21 protein-coding genes are annotated in these 21,284 nt (G+C 64.6%); 6 read left to right on the top strand and 15 right to left on the bottom strand.

Going from position 1 to position 21,284, the window contains the following annotated elements; all coding sequences use genetic code 11:
* The first annotated feature begins 134 nt into the window (after window positions 1-134).
* On the top strand, window positions 135-1,211 hold the full coding sequence (locus G8O24_RS30380; RefSeq protein ID WP_188105815.1) for a methyl-accepting chemotaxis protein: 1,077 nt from the start codon (window positions 135-137) through the stop codon (window positions 1,209-1,211).
* A gap of 88 nt (window positions 1,212-1,299) precedes the next feature.
* Here the strand turns inward: G8O24_RS30380 and G8O24_RS30375 are convergent, their stop codons facing one another.
* From G8O24_RS30375 to G8O24_RS30345, 7 genes are all read right to left on the bottom strand, one after another.
* Window positions 1,300-2,313 (bottom strand): L,D-transpeptidase family protein, encoded by a 1,014-nt coding sequence (locus tag G8O24_RS30375; RefSeq protein WP_188105813.1) that lies wholly within the window; start codon window positions 2,311-2,313, stop codon window positions 1,300-1,302.
* Window positions 2,314-2,406: 93 nt separating this feature from the next.
* Window positions 2,407-3,414 carry a 4-hydroxythreonine-4-phosphate dehydrogenase PdxA gene (locus tag G8O24_RS30370; RefSeq protein ID WP_188105811.1) on the bottom strand — a complete coding sequence of 336 codons (1,008 nt, stop codon included), beginning with the start codon at window positions 3,412-3,414 and terminating at the stop codon, window positions 2,407-2,409.
* Window positions 3,411-4,949, bottom strand: coding sequence for a tripartite tricarboxylate transporter permease (locus tag G8O24_RS30365; protein WP_188105809.1), 1,539 nt, complete (start codon window positions 4,947-4,949; stop codon window positions 3,411-3,413). Before G8O24_RS30365 ends, G8O24_RS30370 begins: the two co-directional genes overlap by 4 nt.
* A gap of 11 nt (window positions 4,950-4,960) precedes the next feature.
* Entirely contained in the window at window positions 4,961-5,443 is a 483-nt protein-coding gene (locus G8O24_RS30360; RefSeq protein WP_188105807.1) for a tripartite tricarboxylate transporter TctB family protein, read from the bottom strand.
* 229 nt (window positions 5,444-5,672) lie between these two features.
* Window positions 5,673-6,662 carry a Bug family tripartite tricarboxylate transporter substrate binding protein gene (locus tag G8O24_RS30355; protein WP_191093374.1) on the bottom strand — a complete coding sequence of 330 codons (990 nt, stop codon included), beginning with the start codon at window positions 6,660-6,662 and terminating at the stop codon, window positions 5,673-5,675.
* A gap of 55 nt (window positions 6,663-6,717) precedes the next feature.
* A complete protein-coding gene (locus G8O24_RS30350) occupies window positions 6,718-7,977 on the bottom strand; it encodes a CaiB/BaiF CoA transferase family protein (protein ID WP_188105806.1) in 1,260 nt (419 codons plus the stop codon).
* A gap of 9 nt (window positions 7,978-7,986) precedes the next feature.
* Window positions 7,987-8,781 carry an enoyl-CoA hydratase/isomerase family protein gene (locus tag G8O24_RS30345; protein ID WP_188105863.1) on the bottom strand — a complete coding sequence of 265 codons (795 nt, stop codon included), beginning with the start codon at window positions 8,779-8,781 and terminating at the stop codon, window positions 7,987-7,989.
* Window positions 8,782-8,898: 117 nt separating this feature from the next.
* Between G8O24_RS30345 and G8O24_RS30340 the strand changes: the two genes are divergently transcribed.
* The gene (locus tag G8O24_RS30340; RefSeq protein WP_188105805.1) at window positions 8,899-9,564 is read left to right on the top strand and encodes a GntR family transcriptional regulator; all 666 of its coding nucleotides are present in this window, start codon (window positions 8,899-8,901) and stop codon (window positions 9,562-9,564) included.
* 13 nt (window positions 9,565-9,577) lie between these two features.
* On the opposite strand, the gene G8O24_RS30335 is transcribed toward G8O24_RS30340, so the two are convergent.
* The 5 genes from G8O24_RS30335 to G8O24_RS30315 all read right to left on the bottom strand — a co-directional run bounded on the left by G8O24_RS30335 (window position 9,578) and on the right by G8O24_RS30315 (window position 14,609).
* Complete coding sequence (locus G8O24_RS30335; RefSeq protein WP_188105804.1) at window positions 9,578-10,297, bottom strand: haloacid dehalogenase type II; 720 nt, start codon at window positions 10,295-10,297, stop codon at window positions 9,578-9,580.
* Window positions 10,298-10,432: 135 nt separating this feature from the next.
* On the bottom strand, window positions 10,433-11,434 hold the full coding sequence (gene glpX / locus G8O24_RS30330) for a class II fructose-bisphosphatase (protein WP_188105803.1): 1,002 nt from the start codon (window positions 11,432-11,434) through the stop codon (window positions 10,433-10,435).
* 92 nt (window positions 11,435-11,526) lie between these two features.
* On the bottom strand, window positions 11,527-12,843 hold the full coding sequence (locus G8O24_RS30325) for a homoserine dehydrogenase (protein ID WP_188105802.1): 1,317 nt from the start codon (window positions 12,841-12,843) through the stop codon (window positions 11,527-11,529).
* Window positions 12,844-12,871: 28 nt separating this feature from the next.
* Complete coding sequence (locus tag G8O24_RS30320; protein ID WP_188105801.1) at window positions 12,872-14,092, bottom strand: LL-diaminopimelate aminotransferase; 1,221 nt, start codon at window positions 14,090-14,092, stop codon at window positions 12,872-12,874.
* 244 nt (window positions 14,093-14,336) lie between these two features.
* Window positions 14,337-14,609, bottom strand: coding sequence for a hypothetical protein (locus tag G8O24_RS30315; protein WP_188105800.1), 273 nt, complete (start codon window positions 14,607-14,609; stop codon window positions 14,337-14,339).
* 251 nt (window positions 14,610-14,860) lie between these two features.
* Between G8O24_RS30315 and G8O24_RS30310 the strand changes: the two genes are divergently transcribed.
* The 4 genes from G8O24_RS30310 to G8O24_RS30295 all read left to right on the top strand — a co-directional run bounded on the left by G8O24_RS30310 (window position 14,861) and on the right by G8O24_RS30295 (window position 18,569).
* On the top strand, window positions 14,861-16,690 hold the full coding sequence (locus G8O24_RS30310; RefSeq protein ID WP_188105798.1) for a PHA/PHB synthase family protein: 1,830 nt from the start codon (window positions 14,861-14,863) through the stop codon (window positions 16,688-16,690).
* Between the two features lie 58 nt (window positions 16,691-16,748).
* Window positions 16,749-17,147 carry an MAPEG family protein gene (locus G8O24_RS30305; RefSeq protein ID WP_188105796.1) on the top strand — a complete coding sequence of 133 codons (399 nt, stop codon included), beginning with the start codon at window positions 16,749-16,751 and terminating at the stop codon, window positions 17,145-17,147.
* A gap of 28 nt (window positions 17,148-17,175) precedes the next feature.
* Window positions 17,176-18,042, top strand: coding sequence for a Rossmann-fold NAD(P)-binding domain-containing protein (locus G8O24_RS30300; RefSeq protein ID WP_188105795.1), 867 nt, complete (start codon window positions 17,176-17,178; stop codon window positions 18,040-18,042).
* Between the two features lie 176 nt (window positions 18,043-18,218).
* Complete coding sequence (locus G8O24_RS30295) at window positions 18,219-18,569, top strand: hypothetical protein (RefSeq protein WP_188105793.1); 351 nt, start codon at window positions 18,219-18,221, stop codon at window positions 18,567-18,569.
* A gap of 112 nt (window positions 18,570-18,681) precedes the next feature.
* Here the strand turns inward: G8O24_RS30295 and argC are convergent, their stop codons facing one another.
* The 3 genes from argC to G8O24_RS30280 form a co-directional block, all read right to left on the bottom strand.
* Window positions 18,682-19,665 carry an N-acetyl-gamma-glutamyl-phosphate reductase gene (gene argC / locus G8O24_RS30290; RefSeq protein ID WP_188105791.1) on the bottom strand — a complete coding sequence of 328 codons (984 nt, stop codon included), beginning with the start codon at window positions 19,663-19,665 and terminating at the stop codon, window positions 18,682-18,684.
* Window positions 19,662-20,330: an FMN-binding negative transcriptional regulator gene (locus G8O24_RS30285; protein ID WP_188105789.1), complete on the bottom strand. Its 669-nt coding sequence runs from the start codon at window positions 20,328-20,330 to the stop codon at window positions 19,662-19,664. Before G8O24_RS30285 ends, argC begins: the two co-directional genes overlap by 4 nt.
* 225 nt (window positions 20,331-20,555) lie before the next feature.
* Window positions 20,556-21,086, bottom strand: coding sequence for a DedA family protein (locus G8O24_RS30280; protein ID WP_188105788.1), 531 nt, complete (start codon window positions 21,084-21,086; stop codon window positions 20,556-20,558).
* Between the last annotated feature and the right edge of the window lie 198 nt (window positions 21,087-21,284).

The raw sequence follows: 21,284 nt of genomic DNA, 5'->3' as shown, positions 1-21,284 counted from the left end.
ATCATTTAGGCATTCCGCAAAACAGCAAATTAAGCAGGCGTTAGGCGGAATCTTCGAAAAAGAGTCTTATTCGATCTGTATGCATTGTTCCGGGTTCATTGCAGATCAGGCCTCATTGCCAAGGGAAGCCCCCGATGTCTGCTGCGCTGGGTCTGGAAACCAAGCCTGATACCACCGACCCCACCGATGACGATTCCGACATCTCCGCGCTGATCAATCGCCTGACCGCGGAGGTCAACCAGATCGCGGTCGACAAGACCAAGTCGATCCAGCAGATCACCAACCAGATGAAGATGCTGGCGCTGAACGCGCTGATCGAGAGTTCCCGCGCGGGGGCACAAGGTGCGGGCTTCGCGGTGGTGGCCCAGGAGGTGCGCGGCGTCGGCCAGCAGGTCGAGACCATCGCCCGCGAGCTCGAGACCCAGCTGACCAAACGGACCGGTGACCTCGTCTCCTCGATCGAGCGCATGAGCCAGCGCTCGCGTGGCGAGCGCATGATGGATCTGTCGCTGAATGCCGTGGAGCTGATCGACCGCAATCTCTATGAGCGCACCTGCGACGTGCGCTGGTGGGCGACCGATTCCGCCGTGGTGGACTGCGCCGCCTCGCCGGCGCCGGCGGCGGTCAGCTATGCCTCGCAGCGGCTCGGCGTCATCCTCGGGGCCTACACCGTCTATCTCGACCTCTGGCTCTGCGATCTCGACGGCAACGTGATCGCCAACGGCCGCGCCGACCGCTTTCGCGTCGTCGGCCAGAACGTCGCCCACACCAAATGGTTTCGCGAGGCGAAGAGCTTGCGCTCCGGCGACGACTACGTCGCCGGTGACATCGAGAACCAGGCACTGCTAGGCAACGCCCAGGTTGCGACCTATTGCGCCAGCGTCCGCGCCGGCGGCCAGGCCAACGGCGCGCCGATCGGCGTGCTCGCCATCCATTTCGACTGGGAGCCGCAGGCGCGCGCCATCGTGCAGGGCGTGCGCGTCGGCGACAGCGACAAGGCGCGCGTGCTGCTGGTCGATTCGAATTTCCGCGTCATCGCCGCCTCCGACGGCCAGGGCATCCTCAGCGAGCGGATCTCGCTGTCGCTCAACGGCCAGCGCTCCGGCTTCTACCAGGACCGGACGGGCACGATGATCGCCTTCCATGCGACGCCGGGCTACGAGACCTATCGCGGGCTCGGCTGGTACGGGGTGATCGTCTGCGGCGCGTAACGCCGGGGCCACTCCCCAGAGGGCGAAAACAACCCCATGCACAGTAGCGGGTGGGCTGTTTTCTCAAGGATTTTACGCCCCGCCCCCGTCATGCGCCGCCCTCCCCGAATACGACAGGCGTACCTTTCGCGACGCTGGCTGCGACGCGTTCAGCGTCCCAATTGGTCAGCCGCACGCAGCCGTGCGACTGTCCCTTGGAGATGTTTTGCGGCGACGGCGTGCCATGGATGCCGTAGCCGTCGGCGGACAAATTGATCCACATCGTGCCGACCGGATTGTTCGGGCCGGGCCCGATCTTGAAGGGTTTGCGAGCATGCACGCCCTTGAAATGATAGGCGGGATTGTAGCGGTAGGTGGGGTTTGGATCGATCTCGGTGACCTTCAGCGTGCCGGAAGGCGACGGCTTTTCTTCGCTGCCGACGCTCGCGGGGTAGAATCCGATCAGCGCATTCGCCTTGTCGAACAGTTTGACGGTTTGCCTGACCTTGTCGATCTCCACCCTGTCGGCCTTGGCAGGTGCGACGCCCGCCCCGTCACTGGTATCGACGACGGCAATGGTTTCGCCGGCGTGGTCGAAATGGCGGCCGGGGTTCAGCATCGCCAGCAGCTGCTCGCTCATGTGAAACTTCTCGGCCAATTCCTCGCGTGGGCTGGTGTAGCCCAGCTTCGGAATGTCTTTCATGTCTTCCATCTTGGCGGGAAGCTTGCGCAGGAAGGGTCCCGCGACGTCCTTGTCAGTAATGGTGTAGGTGGTCGTCGGCGGCCGATCGTCTGCCTGCAGAGCCTTCCAGACATCATCCGTCAGTTCATCCGACGCAGGCAATTGCCGCGCTTCCGCGTAGGCGCGCAGCGCCTTCCTGGCGTTCTCTCCGAACTTGCCGTCAATCTCACCGGGCGAGAAGTGGGCCCGGTCGAGCAGAACCTGGAGCCGCACGCCTGCCGGGCTCGGCTTGTCGTTCGAGAGGGTCTTCTTCGAAGGCTGAGCGGAGGCAATGGCGGTGGGATCCATCCCGGCGGCGCGCGTCGGCGTCGCCGCCAGGGCCAGCAGAGTGGCCGCAAATGCGATCTGCACGGCCGCGCGCAGCGGCCTCGCCTCGACCATGGTCCAGCTCCGACGTGGGCAGGTTCGTCGCGTTGGCAACGCGGCTCGGCGCTGGAAGTTTCCGGTTTTTCCTGATGGGCGAAAGGCAGCCGACTACCAGACGGCGCGCCGCGCGGCCATCTCCGCCGCGAGCAGCACCGCAGCGCGACTGGCGCCAATCGAAGCGATCCCTTGCCCTGCGATATCGTAGGCGGTGCCGTGCGCCGGCGTGCAGATCGGGAACGGGAAGCCACCGAGCAAGGTGACGCCGCGATCGAACCCCATCAGCTTCATCGCAATCTGCCCCTGGTCGTGATACATGGTCAGCACCGCATCGAAGGCACCGGCCTTGGCGCGCAGGAACACGGTGTCGGCGGGAAACGGGCCGTCCACGGCAATGCCGTCTCGCTTGCCAGCTTCGACGACGGGAGCGATGACGTCGATCTCCTCGCGGCCGAAATTGCCACCATCACCGGCGTGGGGATTGAGGCCTGCCACCGCAATGCGAGGCCGCGCAAAGCCCGCTTTGCGCATGCAGGCATCGGTCAGCATGAGCGCGCGCTGGATGCGCTCGCCGGACAGTTTTGCAGCGACGTCCCGCAGCGGAATGTGCGAGGTCACCCGCGCGTTCCAGAGTTCTCCGAGCACGTTGAACTCACTGGCCGGCGTCCTCAGTCCCGCGACCTCCGCGGAAAATGCAATCTCATCGTCATAGTCGGCGCGCGCCAGGCGCATCGCCTGCTTGTTGAAAGGCGTGAAGCAGACGGCATCGACGCGCCGGTCGCGTGCGAGCTCGAGCGCGTTCCCATAGTTCGTCAGGGCGAACTTGCCGCCGGCGAGGCTTGCAGTCTTCGGTTCGACGTCCCTGGGATCGAGATGGCCGAGATCGAGGAACAGCGCATCGCCCTGCGCTGCGTGGAAGTCGGCGCCCTGCTCCACCCTCGTCAGTCCCGGCGCGACGCCGGCGACACGTGCTCCCTCGCCGAAAATACGGCGGTCGCCGATCACGACCAGGCGGCACCGCGCACGGATCTCGTCGAGCGCCACAAGCTTTGCGGTCAGCTCGGGGCTGATGCCGGCGGGGTCTCCCATCGCCAGCGCAATGAGCGGCTTTGCGGTCATATGATCACCTTTTCCTGGGCTGGCGTCTCGGTGGCCGGCGCGGCGTTCTTGCGGAAGGGGCGCGCCAGCTGCAACACCAGCGGAAGCAGCAGCAGCGCGATTCCAGCGACCACGAGGCACGTCACCAATTTGTTGGCAAAGAAGATGCCGAGCGATCCTTTCGACATCAGCATCGATTGCCGGAACGCATCCTCGGCCTTGTCGCCGATCACGATCGCGAGCACCAGCGGCGCCAGCGGATAGAACAGCTTCTTGAAGAGATAGCCGACGATGCCGAAGCCGAGCATTATGACGACGTCGAGATAGGAGTTCGAGACCGAATAGGCGCCGACGACGCAGATGATCACGATCAGCGGTGCGATGACCACGAAGGGAATCCGCATCAGGGCGGCGAAGACAGGAACGGTCAGCAGCACCAGCGCGACCGCGACGATATTGCCCACATACATCGAGGCGATCAGGCCCCAGACGAAGTCTTTCTGGTCGACGAACAGCATCGGTCCGGGATTGAGGCCCCAGATCATCAGCCCGCCCATCATGACGGCAGCGGTCGCGGAGCCGGGAATGCCGAGCGAGAGCATCGGCAGCAATGCGCTGGTCCCGGCAGCGTGATCGGCCGTCTCCGGTGAGATGATGCCTTCGACCTCACCCGTGCCGAAATAGCGGCCGCGGCGCGAAAAGCGGCGCGCGATGCCATAGCTCATGAAGGACGCCGCGGTCGGGCCGCCCGGCGTGATCCCCATCCAGCAACCGATCGCCGCGCTTCGCAGCAGCGCAACGCCATGGCGCGGCAGGCGGCCGACCGCGCGGAACACCTCGCGCCAGTCGATCTTCGACGACACGGCACGGGCGTGAAACTCCTCCTCGACCGCAACCAGCAGCTCGCCGATGCCGAACAGGCCCATGACAGCGACGACGAAATTGACGCCCTTGACCAGCTCGTCGATCCCCATGGTGAGGCGGACGCTGCCGGAGACGGTATCGATGCCGATCGCCGCGATGGCAAAGCCGATCGCGAGCGCCACCACGGTCTTGATCGGCGCCGCACCGCCCATGCCGACAAAGCTCGCGAAGGCCAGGAAATAGACCGCGAAATACTCGGGCGGGCCGAAGGCCAGCGCGACCTGCGCCACCCAGGACGCCAGGAAGGTGATCAGGATGACGCCGACAAGCGCGCCGAACGCGGCCGAGCCGAAGGCGGTGGCAAGCGCCGTGGTCGGCCTTCCGTCGCGCGCCATCGGATAGCCGTCGAAGGTGGTCGCGACCGAGGACGGCTCGCCCGGAATGTTGAACAGGATCGACGTCACCGAGCCGCCGAACAGCGCGCCCCAATACATGCTGGAAAGCAGGATGATCGCCGATACCGGCTGCATGCCGAAGGTCAGCGGCAGCAACAGCGACACCCCGTTCGGTGCGCCCAACCCCGGCAACACGCCGACGAGAATGCCGAGCAGCACGCCTGTCGCCATCAAGGCCAGATGCGGCACGGTGACCGCGATGGTGAAGCCGTGCAGGAGTTCCGAGAGGTTGTCCATCGCGCTCTCCCTCAGAAGCCGAGGGCTGCGGCGAGCGCGCCGTGCGGCAGGCTGACCTGGAACATGCGCTCGAACACCACATAGAGCGCGAGCGCCGTTGCCGCCGCCGTCACCGCTGAATGCAGCAGGGATTGATGCCGGGGGATCGCGAGCACGGCGAAGACGTAAGCTGCGGAGGCGACATACATCCCCAGTAGCGGAATCGCCGCGACGAAGATCGCAGCCGGCACAAACAGGCCCGCCAGCCGCCGCAGTTCAATCGACGTGATAGCGACGGGAACGTTCGCCAGCGAGGCGGTCGGCACGACGCCACGGACCAGATTGTAGAGGCTTCCGGCGACGATGATGACGCCGGTCAGGAACGGAAACGTGCCTGCCTCGACGCCCGCGCTCGACCAGCCGATGCCGTTGTCCAGGCTCTGGACGACGACCGCGACACCGAAGCTGCCGGTGAGGATTGCAGTCGCAAGTTCGAGGGCGCGGCGCGAGATCATGAGAGGCTCCGGTCACGGGCCACATTCAGTGGCCGGTTATCACGCACGCAAGATCCCCGCGTCTGGTGTCGTCCCGGCGAAGGTCGGGACCCATAACCCCAGGGAGAAGTTTGGCGAAGACCCGAAATTAAACCTGCCTCGGTACGACGACTGCCGACCATCGAGAGATCACGCGGTATGGGTCCCGACCTTCGCCGGGACGACGGCGAGCATTGAGGCCCGTGCTGCCTCACTTGACCAGCCAGCCCTGCTCGCTTGCGACCTGCCTGACGTGATCGAGATCCTCCTTGATGAACTTGTCGAACTCGGCGCCGGTCAGGAACGTGTCCACCTGGGAGGTCTTCTCGATGTAGTCCTTCCATTCCGGTGTCGCCTGCACCTTCTTCATGAGGTCGACATAGTAGGCGGCCTGCTCGGGCGAGACCTTGCCGGGCAGCCAGACCGTGCGCGGCTGCTCGTATTGCTTGATGTCGAGGCCCTGCTCGACGCAGGTCGGAACGTCGCTCCAGCCCTCGGTTGCCGTGATCTTTGGACCTTGCGGCAGGTGCTTCGGGCTGAACACGCAGAGCGGGCGCTGCGTGCCGCCGCGCCACTGCCCGAGGCTTTCACTGGGATTGTTGACGTGGGAATCGAGATGCCCGCCGGCGAGCTGCACGGCCGCCTCGGCGCCGCTCTTGAAGGGGATGTAGGTCAGCTTGACGTGGCCGACCTTCTCGATCATGCGGGTCAGCACCTCGTCGGTGTCCTTGGACTGCGCGCCGCCCATCTTGAACTCGCCTGATGCGGCCGCTTTCAGGTAGTCGCCCGCGGTCTTGTAGGGCGCGTCCTGCTTGACCCAGAGCAGGAACTCGTCCTGCGCCATCGCCGCGATCGGGGTGAGATCGGTGTAGTTGAAGGCGACCTTGGAAACGAGCGGCTGCTGCCAGGCGTTCGAGGTGCCGAAGATCACCTTGTAGGGATCGCCGGCGGAAGCCTTGCCGTAGACATAGCCTTCCGCGCCGCTGCCGCCGCCCTTGTTGACGACGACGATCGGCTGCTCGGTCAGCTTGTACTTGGTGATGATGTTCTGCACCGCGCGGGCGAGATTGTCGGTGCCGCCGCCGGGGCCTGCGGTCGCGACGAACTCGATCGGCTTCTGTGGCTGCCAGGCAGCATACGCCGGCGCGCTGCCTGCGAGCACGGCTGCACCGACAGACAACAAGAGAGACATCCCACGCATGATTTCCTCCAACTGATTTTTTCTGTTTTGTTAGATCAGTCGTCTCGACGTCCGCTCAGGCGACGCGTTCCCTGCGCTCCCTTGCTGCCGAAACAATCGCGCCTTCTTGCTCCAGCGCTTCGATTTGCGCCCTGTCGAACCCGTGCTCGGCCAGCACCTCGCGCGTATGCTCGCCATAGACGGGCGCGCCTGATGCGACCTTGCCCGGTGTCTCCGAGAATTTGACAGGCAGGCCGATGGTCTTGACCGGGCCGAGGGTGGAATGCTCGACCTCGACGACCATCTTGCGCGCCAGCGTCTGCGGATCGCTCAGCGCCTCCAGCATGTCGTGGACGGGACCGCAGGGCACGCCCTTCTCGTCGAGCGCTGCGAGCCAATGCGCGCGCGTCCGGGTGCGGAAGCGCTCGCTCAGGACGACTTCGAGCTCCTTCAGATTCGCCATGCGATCGGCGCCTGTGACAAAGCGCGGATCGGCCGCAAGCTCGCTGGCGCCAAGCGCCTCCAGCATCAGCAGCCAGTGTTTCTTGTTGGCGCCGCCGACCACGAGCCAGCCGTCAGAGGCCTCGAAGGCCTGGTACGGCGCATTGAGCGGATGCGCCGAGCCCATCGCACGCGGCGCGGTGCCGGCGGCGAGTGCGATGGTGGATTGCCAATAGGTCTGCACCAGCGCCGCCTCGTAAAGCGAGGTCTCGACCCACTGCCCTTCGCCAGTCTTGAGGCGATGGGTGTAGGCGGCGAGGATGCCCATGCTCGCAAGCAAGCCTGCGGTGATGTCAGACAGCGGCGGGCCGCATTTCACCGGCGGGCCATCAGGACGCTCGCCCGTGAAGCTCATGATGCCGCTCATGGCCTGCGCGACGAGGTCAAAACCGCGGCGGTGCTTGTATGGGCCGGTGCGGCCGAAGCCCGATAGCGAGCAATAGATCAGCGCCGGGAATTTCTTGTGCAGCTCCTCGTAGCCAAACCCTAGGCGTTCCATGGCGCCCGGCGCGAAATTCTCGACCAGCACGTCGGCACCAGCGATCAGCCGCCGCAGCACCTCCTTGCCGCCCTCGGTCTTCAGATCCAGCACGATGCCGCGCTTGTTGCGGTTCATCATCAGGAACGAGGCGGCCTCGTCGCCGATCTTCGGCGGGACCGAATGGCGGGTGTCGTCGCCGCCAGGCGATTTCTCGATCTTGATGACGTCGGCGCCCATGTCGGCGAGCATCAGGGTGCAGGTCGGCCCCGCCATGACATGGGTGAGGTCGATGACCTTGAGGCCGGCGAGCGGACCTGCACGATTTGAGGTGGATTGCGATTGATCGCTTGGCATCGGGGCGTCCTATTGACCGCGCCACTGCGGGGCGCGCTTGCTGAGGAAAGCATCGAGCCCTTCGCGAAAATCCTGGCTCGTGTAGCACATCAGGATGAGGTCTTCGCCCTCGTCCCGGGTCAGCCGCCGCTGCAGGCGGGCGACCGCCTGCTTGGTCGCATTCAGCGTCAGCGGCGCATGGCTGGCAACGAGGCGCGCGACCTCGTCCGCGCGGTTATCGAGCGCGGCGAGGTCCTCGACGACCTCGCCCAGCAGCCCTACGCTCGCCGCTTCCGCGGCGTCGACGAGGCGCGCGGTGAAGATCAGATCCTTGACCCGGGCTGCACCGATCAGCGCGGTGAGACGGCTGACATTGGACATCGACAGGCAATTGCCGAGCGTCCGCGCGATGGGAAAGCCGATCTTGGTACTGCGGGTCCCGATGCGCAGGTCGCAGGCCGCGGCGATACCCGCGCCGCCGCCGGTGCAGAAGCCGTTGATCGCGGCGATGGTCGGCACGCGGCATTGCTCGAGCGTGGTCAGCACCCGATCGATGCGGTTCTCGTAGTCGATGGCGTCCTGCGGCGTCTTGAATTCGCGGAACTGGTTGATGTCGGTGCCCGAGGCGAAGGCCTTGTCGCCGGCCCCGCGAAGCACCAGCACCTTGATGGACCTGTCGTCATTGGCCAACTCGCAAATGGCGGCGAGGCGCTCATACATGGCGAAGGTGAAAGCGTTCCGCGCCTGCGGACGGTTGAAGGTGATCCGCCCGATCCCATCCTTGCATTCAAACACGAGGTCGTCCGCCGCTACGGCCTGGTCCATTTCCGCGATCCCCCGATTGTTTTTTGCATTTTTGAATGCAAAATGCGCAATTTTCAAGATATAATTACCTAACTTTCGTCTACTGTCGCTATTTTGCATTCAAATTTGAGGGCGCCCATGCTGCATGAGGAGGTCGTCGGCCGCATCCGCGACATTCTGCTCGACGGCGAAATCCCGCCGGGCGCGCGAATCCCAGAGCGCGAGCTGTGCGAACGGCTCGAGATTTCACGCACACCGCTGCGCGAGGCGCTCAAGGTGCTGGCCGCCGAGGGCCTGGTGCAGCTCCTGCCGCATCGCGGCTCGCGTGCGGCAAAGCTGACCGACAAGGACATGCGCGACCTGTTCGAGGTCTGCCAGGGCCTCGAAGCGCTGGCGGGCGAGCTCGCCTGCGAGCGCATCAGCGACGCTGGCATCGCTGACATCGCGGCGGCCCACGCCGCGATGGTGCAGCATTATCGCGAAGGCGATCTGATCCAGTATTATCGCGGCAACCGCGCCATTCACGAGGGAATCGTCAACGCGGCCGGCAACCCCGCGCTGTCAGCGCTGTACGCCTCCGTCACCGCGCGCATCCGCCGCGCCCGCTACGTCACGCCGATGACGCCGCAGCGCTGGGCGCTCGCCGTGAAAGAGCACGAGGCGATCCTGAACGCGCTCGAGCGCCGCGACGGCGCCGGCCTCTCCCACATCCTGCGTGCGCATCTGCGCCACAAGCGCGAGGAGGTGCTGCAGGCGGGCTTTGCGGAGACGGAGACGAGCGAGCTCACGCTGAAGATCGCGTGAGGCGGCAGCTCGGTTAGCAGCCGAGCTTGTCGGCGATCCCGCCAAAATCCTTCGCGACGATGTCCCAGGCGCCGGTGGCTTCGAAATCGACTTTCTGGTGCGGCCCATACTCGGTCGGCCGCGCCACGAAGGCGGTCTTCAAGCCGTTCTTCTGCGCGGCGGCGAGATCGCCATTGTGGGCGGCGACCATCATCACTTCACCGGGCTTGAGACAAAGCAGCTTTGCGGCGCCGAGATAGGTTTCGGGATCGGGCTTATAGTGCTCGAACAGTTCGGCCGACATGATGAGGTCCCAGGGCAGGCCGGCGAACTTCGCCATGTTGGTGAGCAGCGCGACGTTGCCGTTCGACAGCGGCGAGATCACGAACTTCGTCTTCAGCCGGGTCAGGCCGGCGACGCTGTCGGGCCAGGGATTGAGGCGGTGCCAGCCCTTGGTCAGGTAGTCGAGATCGGCATCGGTGAGGCCCTTGATCGCGAACTGCTCGACCAGCTTCTCGAGCGAGCGGCGATGCAGATCGTCGAGCATGACATAGCCGCGCTCGGGATGCTTGCGCACATCGTCCATCGAGGCCGAGTACACCGCGCGCCAGCCGTCGACGAGCGCGGTCCAGTCGGCGCTGATGCCGCGCTGTCTGCTCCACCACATGAAGTCGGTGATCAGGCTGGTGCGCCAGTCGACGACCGTGCCGAACACGTCGAAGATGAGGGCTTTGACGGCGGAGAGATCGGACATGGCGCGTCCCCTGTTGTTCTTGTTGTCATTCCGGGGCGATGCGCAGCATCGAGCCCGGAATCCATTTCGCCTCAGACTTTGCCGCCCGACGGATTTCCGGGCTCTCGCTTCGCGAGACCCGGAATGACGGGCGCGTCAATCCAGGTGGAACTTGGCGAGCTCGCGGTGCTCGGCCTTGATGTAGCGCACGGTGCCGGTAACGGAGCGCATCACCACCGTCTCGGTCTCGATCACGCCGTCCTTGCGGAATTTGACGCCTGACAGCAGTGACCCGGTCGTAACGCCGGTGGCGGCGAACAGGCAGTCGCCGCGCGCCATGTCCTCGATGCCGTAAATCATCTTGGGATCGTTGACGCCCATCTTGGCGGCGCGCTCGATCTTCTCGCCGGAATCGAGGATCAGCCGGCACTGCATCTGGCCGCCGATGCAGCGCAGCGCCACGGCCGCGAGCACGCCTTCCGGCGCGCCGCCGGTGCCGAGATACATGTCGACGCCAGTGTTGTCGGGGTCGGCGGTGTGGATCACGCCGGCGACGTCGCCGTCGGTGATGAGACGCACCGCAGCGCCGGTCGAGCGCACGCTCTCGATGATGCTGGCATGGCGCGGACGATCGAGCACCAGCACGGTGATGCCCTCGGGCTTGACGCCCTTGGCCTTGGCGAGGCGGCGGACGTTGTCGGCGGGAGAAGCATCGAGATCGACGACGCCCTTGTCGTAGCCGGGGCCGATTGCGAGCTTCTGCATGTAGACGTCGGGCGCGTGCAGCAGCGTGCCGCCATCGGCCATCGCCATGGTGGCGATCGAGCCCGGCATGTTCTTGGCGCACAGCGTGGTGCCTTCGAGCGGATCGACCGCGATATCGACCTCGGGACCGGCGTTCACGCCGACCTTCTCGCCGATGAAGAGCATCGGCGCCTCGTCACGCTCGCCCTCGCCGATCACGATGGTGCCCTGGATCGGCAGCTTGTTGAGCTCGCGCCGCATGGCATCGACGGCGGCCTGGTCGGCGGCCTTCTCCTGCCCGTGGCCGCGCAGCCGCGCCGACGACACCGCCGCCCGCTCCGTCACGCGCACGATCTCCAGCGTGAGGATACGCTCGAGCAAGGCATGCGGGGGGACTTCAATATGGGTCGACATCGGCTAACTCCTTCGAAACGGTTTGGGCGGAAGTCTCCGCTCGCATCAACTCGTAACACCCACAGTTCGTTCGAACCGTGTCATTGCATGCCCTAGTTCTTTTCAATCCTGATGACCTGCGGCCGTCCGCTGATCACCTTGTCCTTCTGCACGGCGGCGAGCGCGCGGCGCACCGCGTCCTCATGCGTGGCATAGGTGATCAGGATTACGGGCACCGGCACCGCCTTGCCATTGGCCGCTGCGGCGCCGCCATTGGGATGGCGCTGCACGATCGACTCGATCGAAATCTTCTGCTCCGCGAGCCGGGTCGCGATCGCAGCCGCGGTGCCCGGAAAATCGCGCGCCAAGAGGCGGATGTAATAGCCGCCTTCGTGACGCTCCATCGGCGCCTTCGTGGTGTCGCGCAACTGCGCGATCGGCCGGCCGAACGGATTGGCGCGGATGCCGCGCGCGACGTCGGCGATGTCGGCGACGACGGCGGATGCGGTCGCCGCACCGCCGGCGCCCGGGCCGACCAGCGTGATCGGCGGAATGCCCTCGCCATCAATCGTGACCGCATTGGTGACACCCATCACCTGCGCGATCGAGGATGTCTTGGGAACCATGGTCGGGTGCACGCGCTGCTCGATGCCCTTGGCGGTGCGCACGGCGACGCCGAGCAGCTTGACGCGGTAGCCGAGATCGGCGGCGGCGCGAAGATCTTCCGGCGCAATGGAGGAGATGCCTTCGACATACACCGCGCTTTGAGCAACTTTCGTGCCGAAAGCGAGGCTGGCGAGAATGGCGAGCTTCTGCGCGGTGTCGTGGCCATCGACGTCGAAGGACGGATCGGCCTCGGCATAGCCGAGCCGCTGTGCATCCTTGAGGCACTCGGCGAACGACAGGCCTTCCTGCTCCATCCGCGTCAGGATGTAATTGCAGGTGCCGTTGAGAATACCGTAGACGCGATCGATTCCGGTTCCCGCAAGACCTTCACGCAGCGTCTTGATGACGGGGATCGCGGCGCCGACGGCTGCCTCGAAATTCAGCGCGCCGCCATGCTTTTCGGCGGCCTTTGCCAGCTTGATGCCGTGCTTGGCGAGCAGCGCCTTGTTCGCGGTGACGACCGACTTGCCGGCGTCGAGCGCGGCTTCGACCGCCGACAGCGCGGGATCGCCGGCGCCGCCCATCAGTTCGACGAAGCAATCGACCTCGGGATGCGTTGCGAGCGCAACCGGATCCTTGACCCATTCGACGCCGCGCAGATCGATGTCGCGCTTCTTGGCTTTCGACCGTGCCGTGACCGCAACGACGCGAATACCGCGGCCGCTGCGGCCGGCGAGCACGCGCGCCTGCGTTTCAATCAGACGGACGACTTCGGCACCCACGGTGCCGAGCCCCGCTATGCCCACTTTCAGGGGTGCAACCATGATGCTTGAGTGAACCTGCAGAAGAGAATTAGCGCCTGTTGGCGAGCGGAACGACGTTGTGCAACGTTTCGATGCCGCTTTCAAGGAAGCGACGCACGCCGCGCGCGGCCTGCCTGATCCGTTGCTCGTTTTCCACCATGGCGATGCGGACATATCCTTCACCATGCTCGCCGAAGCCGACGCCGGGCGAGACGGCGACGCCTGACTTCTCCACCATCAGGGTCGCGAACTGCATGCTGCCGACGCTGCGGAAAGCCTCCGGCAGCGGCACCCAGGCAAACATCGAGGCCTCCGGCGGCGGGATCTCCCACCCCGCACGGCCGAATGATTCCACCAGCGCATCGCGGCGCTTGCGGTAGGTGTCGCGCATCTCCTTGATGCAATCGTCGGGGCCGTTCAGCGCCGCGGTCGCCGCGACCTGCACCGGCGTGAACGCGCCGTAGTCGAGATAGGATTTGACGCGGGCGAGCGCTGCGATCACGCGCTCATTGCCGACCGCAAAGCCCATGCGCCAGCCGGCCATCGAATAGGTCTTCGACATCGAGGTGAATTCGACGGTGACGTCCATCGCGCCGGGCACCTGGAGCACCGAGGGCGGCGGGCTGTTCTCGTCGAAATAGACCTCGGCATAAGCGAGATCCGACAGGATCAGGATCTCGTGCTTCTTCGCAAACGCCACGAGGTCCTTGTAGAAGTCGAGGCTCGCGACATAGGCGGTCGGGTTGGAGGGATAGCAGACCACGAGCGCCAGCGGCTTCGGGATCGAATGCACGATGGCGCGCTCCACCGCTTCGAAGAATTGCGGCGTCGGCTCCGAGGGCACCGAGCGGATCACGCCGCCCGCCATCAAAAAGCCGAAGGCGTGAATCGGATAGCTCGGGTTCGGGCAGAGGATGACGTCGCCCGGCGCGGTGATCGCCTGCGCCACGTTGGCAAAGCCCTCCTTCGAGCCGAGCGTCGCCACCACCTGGGTGTCGGGGTTGAGCTTCACGCCGAAGCGGCGGGCGTAGTAGCCGGCCTGGGCCCGGCGCAGGCCCGGAATGCCGCGGGACGCCGAATAGCGGTCGGTGCGCGGCTTGCCCAGCGTCTCCTTCAGCTTCTCCAGGACATGCGGCGGAGCCGGCAGATCCGGATTGCCCATGCCGAGATCGATGATGTCGGCGCCGGCATTCCGCGCGGCCGCCTTGGCCCGGTTGACCTGCTCGAACACGTAAGGCGGAAGGCGGCGGATGCGGTAAAATTCTTCCATGGCTCTCTGGGCTCCGGGCAACCGGTCAGGACAGAATCGAGGGGCGCTGGCCAGCCTTCGAAAGAACCCCGCCCCGCGCGCAAAAATCACTCAAGATCAAAGACTTGGAGTGAATTTTGGCGACAAGGACTAAACTCCTTCGCCCTGACTCTCGGCTGAATTGAAGTCTTTTTAGCACGGCGCGGCGGGGGCGCCAGCGATACCTTGCGCCCCGCGATGGCCGTCCTCTCCCACTTCAGCGCGGCTACTTGGCGTCCTTGGCGGCGACGGCCTGGCGATCGCGCGCGGCCGCCAGCTCCGCCTCGATCTTGGCGCGCTGGTCGGGGGGGATGACGGCCTGATCACGGTCTGGCGGCAAATCGTGAACCGGGAGATAGCTGCCGGGCTCCTTGGGATGGGCCGGCGTGTCCGCGGCCGACATATCCGCGAGCTGGCTGGAGCAGCCGCCGAGCGCGAACGCCATCAGGAGCGCGCAGCAAGCGAGCCGCGTCTTTTGCAGGTCCCACAACGCCAACACCTGGGAAATCCCCTACTCGTCCCATGCAAGGCTGCCGATAGCTTAACCAACAACCTGCCCAAGCTCAAACCATTGCTGCCCACAAATGGTACGAGCGAGAAATCATCCAAGGCCCACACGACAAGACGTGCACCGTGATTGTGACAAAAGCAAGAAGCCTTGTCGCAGTGCAGCACATCTTCGCCCCTGTTTAGCGTGAAACCAGCGAGCTTCGCGGTGACGAATACGGAATGAATCGTTACTGTTGCCTCATGAGTATCGCCACGACCGACACGCCCAAGCCCGGCTCAACGTCAGGGACAAAGTCCGAAACGAAGTTCGATGCGGAAGCCTTCGCGATGAATGTCGCGCGGGCGATGGAGAGCGGCGGCAAGGCGCTTGCCGCATATCTGAAGCCGCGCGAAAGCGGTGAGGTTCAAGACCGTCCGCCGGCCGAGCTTGCGGAGGTCGTCAAGACCTTCACGTCGGTCGCCGAGTACTGGCTGTCGGACCAGTCGCGTTCGTCGGACCTCCAGACCAAACTTGCCAAGGACTATCTCGATCTCTGGGGCTCGGCGGCGCGGCGGATGGCCGGCCAGGACGCCCAGCCCGCGATTGCGCCCTCGCCGCGCGACAAGCGCTTTGCCGATCCGGAATGGAAGTCGAACCAGTTTTTCGACTTCGTGATGCAGCTCTATCTGCTCACCAGCAAATGGGCGCAGGACCTCGTGCAAGATGCCGAACTCGATCCGGCGACCCGCCGCAAGGCCGAGTTCTACGTGCAGCAGGTCACCAACGCGATCTCGCCGTCGAATTTCGTGCTGACAAATCCCGAGGTGCTGCGCGAGACCGTTGCCAGCAGCGGCGAGAACCTCGCGCGCGGGCTGACCATGCTGGCCGAGGACATCGCCGCCGGCAAGGGCATGCTGAAGATCCGCCAGTCCAACCCGGACAACCTCGTCGTCGGCGTCAACATGGCGACGACGCCAGGCAAGGTGATCTACCAGAACGAGATGATGCAGCTGATCCAGTATGCGCCGACCACGGAGAAGGTGCTGCGCACGCCGCTTCTGATCGTGCCGCCCTGGATCAACAAGTTCTACATCCTCGATCTCAAGCCGGAGAAATCCTACATCAAGTGGTGCGTCGACCAGGGCATCACCGTGTTCGTGATCTCATGGGTCAATCCAGACAAGCGCCTGGGCGCCAAGAGCTGGGAAGACTACATGAAGGAGGGCCCGCTCACGGCGATGGACGTGATCGAGAAGATCACCGGCGAGATGAAGGTGCACACCGCCGGCTATTGCGTCGGCGGCACCATGCTCGCGACCACGCTGGCCTGGCTCGCCGAGAAGCGGCGACAGCGCGTGACGTCGGCGACGTTCTTTGCCGCCCAGGTCGATTTCACCCATGCTGGCGATCTCCTCGTCTTCGTCGACGAGGAGCAGATCGCAGCGCTCGAGCAGGACATGAAGGCGTCAGGCGTGCTCGAAGGCTCCAAGATGGCGATGGCGTTCAACATGCTGCGCTCCAACGACCTGATCTGGTCCTACGTGGTCAGCAACTATCTGAAGGGCCAGCAGCCGAGCGCGTTCGACCTGTTGCACTGGAATTCCGACGCGACGCGGATGACCCAGGCCAACCATTCCTACTATCTGCGCAACTGCTATCTGGAGAACCGCCTCTCGACCGGCACCATGGTGCTCGACAACACCCTGCTCGACCTGTCCAAGGTCAAGGTGCCCGTCTACAACCTCGCCACGCGCGAGGATCACATTGCGCCGGCGGAATCGGTGCTGTACGGCTCGCAGTTCTTCGGCGGGCCGGTGAAGTACGTGCTGTCAGGCTCCGGCCATATCGCCGGCGTCGTCAATCCGCCGGCCGCGGGCAAGTACCAGTACTGGACCAACGACAACATCAAGGCTGCCAACGTCGCCGAGTGGATGAAGGGCGCGGTGGAGCACAAGGGCTCGTGGTGGCCGGACTGGCGCGAATGGCTTGGCGGGCTCGACCCGGAGGAAGTGCCGGCGCGCAGTGTCGGCACCGAGGCGTTCCCGCCCATCGAGGACGCTCCCGGCAGCTATGTCAGGGTTCGCGCATAGCGCAGGGCCGCGCGTTTTCGTATAAGCTCACGGCATCGATTTTGGAGGGGACCGGGTTATGACGCGTGAATTGTTCTGGCTGACCTGCACGGTGATCCTGACCGGGATCCTCTGGATTCCCTACACCATCAACCGCTGCCAGATTCGCGGGCTCAGCGGCGCCATGGCCAACCCCTCGCGCGGCGACAAGCCTCAGGCCGAATGGGCGAACCGGCTGATGTTCGCGCACGACAATGCCGTCGAGAACCTCGTGCTGTTCGCGCCGCTGGTGCTGATCCTGAACGCGATCGACTATTCGTCAAAATGGACCGTGCTCGCCTGCGTGGTCTATTTCTGGGCGCGGGTCGCGCATCTGATCGTCTACGCGCTCGGCATCCCGGTGTTCCGCACCCTCGCCTTCACCGTCGGCTTCCTGGCACAGGCCGTGCTGGCGCTGGCGATCTTCAAGGTGCTTTGATCAGACGTCCGGACGTGTCGCTTGCGCAATGCATAACGAGTCCAGCCGGGATTTCCTCCAGTTCCACGATCTGCGGCCGGATGTGCTTCTGTCGATCATCGATCGCGCGCTGATCCTGGCGGCGGCGTGGAACAGCCGTTCCATGCCTCAGAGCCTCGCTGGAAAGCGCGTGGCCGTCATCGCGGACGATAGTGGATGGCGGAATACGACGGCTTTCGAACTTGGCGTCCAGGCCATGGGTGGCTTGAGCATACAACCACCGATACGGTTCGATGTCCGAGAGACGACGGCTGATCTGGCAAAATATCTCGACAATTGGTTCGACATCCTGGTTGTGCGCAGTCGGGAATTGTCGACCTTGCGCGAGCTTGCCTCGTATGCCGATGCACCGGTCGTCAACGCGAGAACGCGCTCAAATCACCCTTGCGAGACGCTGGGCGATCTCGCTTATGTCAGAGGCAGACGCGGAACGCTCGAAGGCCTCAAGGTGGCCGGCGTAGCCCCCGATGCCAACATCCTCCGCTCCTGGGTTGAAGCGTCCCTTGTCCTGCCGATCGAGGTCACCCAGGCCTATCCGGCAGATTGGCATATCAGGGATATCGGAAGTCCGAGATTCACGGCAACCACCGACCTGTCCGCGCTGTACGATGCGGACGTGATCCTCTCGGACTGTTGGCCGGAGGAGGCACATGACCATCAGCTCGTAAGCTATCGGATATCCGCCGATCTCCTCGCCAAATGCCGCCCTGACGCGATTTTCCTGCCCTGCCCACCGGTGACTCGGGGCCAGGAGGTCTCGAACGATGCGATGGCCCACGCCACGTGCCAGAGCCCGCCGGCAAAGGCCTATCTCCTGCACGCGCAGAATGCGCTGCTCGAATGGATTGTCGCATAGCCGTTCGAGCGAGGCTCTCAGCCTTGCACGTTCACGACGAAGCTTATCCCGGGTAACGATGCCGTCGATCCGAGCGAGGGGTGCGTTGAGGCGTCCGCCGCCAAGGACCGGCTGTACGTTTCAGCAGTCCCAAAGTATCGTGACGTGCTGGTGGCAACCAAAGCGAGGAGGCTGTGATGCGAGTCCTTTTGCCTGTTGTCGCAATGATCGCGCTTGCCGGAACATGCGGTGCGGCCGGCGCGCAGGCGCAATGCCCCGAATTGACGCGCCTGCGCAGCGAGGCTGTGGAGGCATCAAAGCCCGCGGCGCGCTCTTTGATGGCCGGCCGCTGCGAGACCTATGTCCGGGCATCGCGCGCCTGGAACTCCGTCCTCGACTACGCAGCCGAGCACCAGGACGTCTGCAACGTCTCTGACCGCTTGCTCGACGATCTCGACACCTATCGCCGCGAAGCCGCGACGGCCCGCAGCAATGTCTGCGCCGGCCGCCCCGTTCGACCGTTTCCGGCCGATATTGTCTTGCAATGAACGAAGTCTTGCAATGAACGAAGCCCGGACTTGTGACCGTCCGGGCTCCGATCTGCAGCGCATCACGCTGGACGATGTTTCAGAACGTGCTGCGCCGCGCGGGCGCAGTGCCCTACTGCTCCGGCAAGCCCAGCATCAGCCGCATGTTCTGCACGGCCGCGCCCGAGGCGCCCTTGCCGAGATTGTCCAGCCGCGCGACCAGCACCGCCTGGTGGTACTTGTCGCTGGCAAAGACGTAGAGCTCGAGCATGTTGGTCTCGTTCAGCGCTTCCGGCTCGAGCTTGCCGCTCTTGGTTGCGTCGTTCTGGAGCGGCATGGCCGAAACATATTTCGAGCCGGCGTAGCGCTTCGCCAGCGCGGCTTGCAGGTCGGCGCCCGTCGGCTTGCCCGGCAAGGTGTCGAGCTGGAGCGGCACCGAGACAAGCATGCCCTGCCGGTAGTTGCTGACTGACGGAACGAAGATCGGCCGCCGCGTCAGGTTCGAGTAGAGCTGCATCTCCGGCAGATGCTTGTGCTCGAAGCCGAGACCATAGAGCTCGAAGGACGGGGCACTGCCGTCCTCGAAGCTCGCGATCATCGACTTGCCGCCGCCGGAATAGCCGCTCACCGCGTTGATGGTGACGGGATAATCTGACGGCAGCAGGCCGGCATCGACGATCGGCCGCAGCAGCGCGATCGCGCCGGTCGGATAGCAGCCGGGATTGGAGACCTTCTTGGCGGCCTTGATCTTGGCGGCCTGGTCCGGCGCCAGCTCGGGGAAGCCGTAGGCCCAGTCGGGCGCAACCCTGTAGGCGGTGGAGGCGTCCAGCACCTTCGGGCCCGAGGCGCCCATGCTGTCGATCAGCGCAACGGTTTCCCTGGCGGCATCGTCGGGCAGACAGAGGATGACGAGATCGACCTCCTCCATCAGCGCCTTCTTGGCCGCGGGGTCCTTGCGCTTGTCGTCGGCAATCGTCTTCACGACGACGTCGCTCTGCAGCTTCAGCCGCTCGTTGATGCCGAGCCCCGTGGTGCCGGAGCCGCCGTCGACGAAGACGGTGGCAGGCTTGCTGACGCCACCCGAGGTCGGCGCGCTCTTGGTATCGACGAGGCTCATGGGATGCTCCTTTCGAGCTTGTTGGTTTCGTCCGCGAAGGCTTCCGGCCTCACGTCCTGCATCAGTTGCGAAATCTCCCTTGCGTCGGCGTGGGCTTGCGCGCCGAGCGCATTGGCGATCGCGACATAGTCGGCGTCGGACTTGTGCTGGTTGAGCTTGAAGCTGCCTTCGACCTCTTCAATCGTCATCACCAGACCCACGATCCCCTTCTTCATCGCCTCGAGCCGGCCTGCCGTCATCTTGTCCGACGTCCAGGGCTTCTTCGGCAGGAGCCAGTTCTCGAAGATGTCGCTGAGCGTGTCGACCTGCACCGACAGCTCATGGTCCGACAACAGCCGCACCGGCCCGCACAGATGCACCGACTGATAGAGCCAAGTCGGCACCTGATCCGGCGAGACGTACCAGTCCGGCGAAACATAGGCATCCGGGCCGTTGACCGCGAGCAGCCAGGACGTCGTGCCGTCCGCCAGCTTTACCAGCGGATTGTGACGGGCGACATGAAAGGCGGCCTGCGGCGTGCCGTCGGCCGCATAGGTCAAATAGAACGGCAGCGGCGAGGCGACCGGCTTGTGGCCGTCGAAGGCGCACATGGTGCCAAAACCGCGCTCGCCTGCAAATTTCAGGCTCGCGGCGCGATCCTGTTTGAAATGGGGTGGCGTGTACATCGTGGTCTCCTGCTGGGCCTCCTTGGGGGGCCGCCGGATCAGATCGCGCTGACAGGAGAGAGAATGCCGCGGATCGGATCCAGCGGCAAAGACGATGATCTCAAACGCGATCGACCGCCCAAACCGCAAGACTGCGGCGGCGGCGACGGGCGAACAGAATGGTCGCGGCGTTGATCATGGCGCGCGGCTATAAGGCGAGATGCGGTTCCCGTCAAGATCTCCGCCTCAAATCACCCGCCAGATCCATTCCATGATCTTCGCGATCACGTCGCCGAACAGCAGCAGCGCCGCCGACCAGACCAGGGCCGAGACGAAATTGGCCGCCTGGAAGCTCCAGTAAGGCATCTCGAAGATGCCGGCCGCGAGCGGCACCGAGGCCCGCAAGGGACCGAAGAAGCGACCGATGAAGATGCTCGGCACGCCCCAGCTGCGCACGAACGCCTCGCCCTTGGGCAGGAGTTCCGGATAGCGCGAGAGTGGCCACATCTGGGCGACCTGTTCCTTGTAGCGATAGCCGAACCAGTACGAGACCCAGTCGCCGAGTGCAGCGCCGAGGCCGCCCGCGATCCAGACCGGATAGAAGCTGATGCCGCTTGCCCCGATCAAGGCGCCGATCGCCACCAGCGCACCCCAGGCCGGGATCAGCAGCGAGATGAACGCGAGCGACTCGCCGAAGGCGAGCAGGAATACGATCGGAGCCGCCCACACCTGATGAACCCGCACGAAATCGGCCAGCGCGTGCGCAAACTGCTCCATTCCAGATTAGCCTTCCCGCCCGCCTCAAGGTGCTGCTCGATGAAAAGGACTGGTAAGCCAAGCACTTGTGTGACATCAAGTCACAAAGTCCTGCCCGGACCGGACCGGCACGTCAAATTGACGGGAATGGTTAGGCCTGCGGCGCAAAATCGCCGGGATTACCTCCCAATCGACCACCACCTTCGACCCGGCGGTGAC

The organism is Bradyrhizobium campsiandrae (assembly GCF_014529705.1).
In the GTDB taxonomy this organism is placed as follows: Bacteria; Pseudomonadota; Alphaproteobacteria; order Rhizobiales; family Xanthobacteraceae; genus Bradyrhizobium; species Bradyrhizobium campsiandrae.
Note: the sequence above shows the minus strand (reverse complement) of the source record. Positions and strands in the feature narration are given on the sequence as shown.

Excerpts from the sequence above, each read along its gene's own strand:
- G8O24_RS30340 (WP_188105805.1), top strand. The coding sequence starts at position 8,899 with ATGCTGCATGAGGAGGTCGTCGGCCGCATCCGCGACATTCTGCTCGAC.
- G8O24_RS30325 (WP_188105802.1), bottom strand. The coding sequence starts at position 12,843 with ATGGTTGCACCCCTGAAAGTGGGCATAGCGGGGCTCGGCACCGTGGGT.
- G8O24_RS30285 (WP_188105789.1), bottom strand. The coding sequence starts at position 20,330 with ATGTACACGCCACCCCATTTCAAACAGGATCGCGCCGCGAGCCTGAAA.
- G8O24_RS30335 (WP_188105804.1), bottom strand. The coding sequence starts at position 10,297 with ATGTCCGATCTCTCCGCCGTCAAAGCCCTCATCTTCGACGTGTTCGGC.
- G8O24_RS30305 (WP_188105796.1), top strand. The coding sequence starts at position 16,749 with ATGACGCGTGAATTGTTCTGGCTGACCTGCACGGTGATCCTGACCGGG.
- argC (WP_188105791.1), bottom strand. The coding sequence starts at position 19,665 with ATGAGCCTCGTCGATACCAAGAGCGCGCCGACCTCGGGTGGCGTCAGC.
- G8O24_RS30375 (WP_188105813.1), bottom strand. The coding sequence starts at position 2,313 with ATGGTCGAGGCGAGGCCGCTGCGCGCGGCCGTGCAGATCGCATTTGCG.
- G8O24_RS30365 (WP_188105809.1), bottom strand. The coding sequence starts at position 4,949 with ATGGACAACCTCTCGGAACTCCTGCACGGCTTCACCATCGCGGTCACC.
- G8O24_RS30300 (WP_188105795.1), top strand. The coding sequence starts at position 17,176 with ATGCATAACGAGTCCAGCCGGGATTTCCTCCAGTTCCACGATCTGCGG.
- G8O24_RS30355 (WP_191093374.1), bottom strand. The coding sequence starts at position 6,662 with ATGCGTGGGATGTCTCTCTTGTTGTCTGTCGGTGCAGCCGTGCTCGCA.
- G8O24_RS30360 (WP_188105807.1), bottom strand. The coding sequence starts at position 5,443 with ATGATCTCGCGCCGCGCCCTCGAACTTGCGACTGCAATCCTCACCGGC.
- G8O24_RS30310 (WP_188105798.1), top strand. The coding sequence starts at position 14,861 with ATGAGTATCGCCACGACCGACACGCCCAAGCCCGGCTCAACGTCAGGG.
- G8O24_RS30320 (WP_188105801.1), bottom strand. The coding sequence starts at position 14,092 with ATGGAAGAATTTTACCGCATCCGCCGCCTTCCGCCTTACGTGTTCGAG.
- G8O24_RS30380 (WP_188105815.1), top strand. The coding sequence starts at position 135 with ATGTCTGCTGCGCTGGGTCTGGAAACCAAGCCTGATACCACCGACCCC.
- G8O24_RS30295 (WP_188105793.1), top strand. The coding sequence starts at position 18,219 with ATGCGAGTCCTTTTGCCTGTTGTCGCAATGATCGCGCTTGCCGGAACA.
- G8O24_RS30345 (WP_188105863.1), bottom strand. The coding sequence starts at position 8,781 with ATGGACCAGGCCGTAGCGGCGGACGACCTCGTGTTTGAATGCAAGGAT.
- G8O24_RS30370 (WP_188105811.1), bottom strand. The coding sequence starts at position 3,414 with ATGACCGCAAAGCCGCTCATTGCGCTGGCGATGGGAGACCCCGCCGGC.
- G8O24_RS30350 (WP_188105806.1), bottom strand. The coding sequence starts at position 7,977 with ATGCCAAGCGATCAATCGCAATCCACCTCAAATCGTGCAGGTCCGCTC.
- G8O24_RS30280 (WP_188105788.1), bottom strand. The coding sequence starts at position 21,086 with ATGGAGCAGTTTGCGCACGCGCTGGCCGATTTCGTGCGGGTTCATCAG.
- glpX (WP_188105803.1), bottom strand. The coding sequence starts at position 11,434 with ATGTCGACCCATATTGAAGTCCCCCCGCATGCCTTGCTCGAGCGTATC.